The following is a 1,148-nucleotide window of genomic DNA, read 5'->3' as shown; positions in this document are numbered from 1 at the left end:
GTCCGGCGCGGCCCCGCGAAGGAGTAGCCGGGCAGGCGTACGGGGCGCCCCTGGCCGCAGAGGCGGTCCGCGGCGAGCGGCTGGCCCATCGTCCAGAGCGCGCCCAGCGCGGTGAGCACGTCCTCGGCGCGGGCGGCGCGGCCGGCGGCGAGCGGGACGGCGGTCAGGTCCGCGGCCTCCGCCAGGGCCGACATCGTACGGCCGGGACCGGCCTCCACGACCAATGCGCCGGGCAGGTGCCGGACGAGGGCGTCGAGGGCCCGGGTGAACTGCACCGGGTTGCGGGCCGCGGCGGCGAAGGAGTCCGCGGCGACCTCGGCACCGGGCAGCAGGAGCCGGCCGTCGTCGGCCGCCCACGCGAGCGTCGGCGGGTGCACGGTGGTCCGGGACAGCTCCGCGGCGAGCAGCGGCACGGCCGGCTCGATGAGGGCCGAGTGGAAGGCCCGCGTGGTGCGCAGCCGGTGCGTGGCGACGCGCCCGGCGACGCGCCCGGCGAGCCAGGTGCCGAACTCCTCGACCGCCTCGGGGGCGCCGGCCACCACGCTGCCGTCGGGGGAGTTGACCGCCGCGAGCTCCAGGGGCAGGCCGCTGTCGGCCAGCAGCTCACGGGCCGCGTCCTCGCCGCAGCCGAGGGCCAGCATGGCGCCCTCCGGGCAGTCCTGCATGGCGCGCCCGCGCAGGGTCACGAACCGGGCTGCGTCGGCCAGTTCGAGTACGCCGGCCACACAGGCCGCCGTGACCTCGCCGAGGCTGTGGCCGATCACGGCCTGCGGGACCAGGCCGAGGCCGCGCAGCGCGGCGGCGACCGCGTACTCGACGGCGAAGAGCGCGGGCTGGGCCAGCCGGGTCCGGGCGAGCTCCGCCTCGGGGAACGCGGGGTCGTGCAGGGCGCGTTCGAGCTCGGCGGCCAGGTCGGGCTCGAACGCGGCGAGGCATTCGGCGAGGGACTCGGCGAAGCCGGGCAGGGCCTGGGCGAACGGCAGCGCCATGCCCGGGCGCTGGGCTCCCTGGCCGGGGAAGGCGAGGACGAGGGGGGCCGGTCCGGCCTCGGGGACGCGGCCGCGCACAACGCCGGCGCCGGCGCCCGCGGCGGTGATGCCAGTGGCGGCGGCGGTGAGGCGGGCGGCGAGTTCGGCGGTGTCCCGGCC

Annotated in this window: 1 protein-coding gene; it reads right to left on the bottom strand. The window is 79.3% G+C overall.

Translation table 11 applies throughout. From position 1 onward, the window contains the following. The coding region (locus GPJ59_RS36390; protein WP_219672374.1) for an acyltransferase domain-containing protein at window positions 1-1,148 on the bottom strand (1,148 nt) is incomplete at both ends.

This window comes from Streptomyces bambusae (assembly GCF_019400985.1).
Lineage (GTDB): Bacteria > Actinomycetota > Actinomycetes > Streptomycetales > Streptomycetaceae > Streptomyces > Streptomyces bambusae_A.
This window is presented reverse-complemented; position numbering and strand designations above follow the sequence as displayed.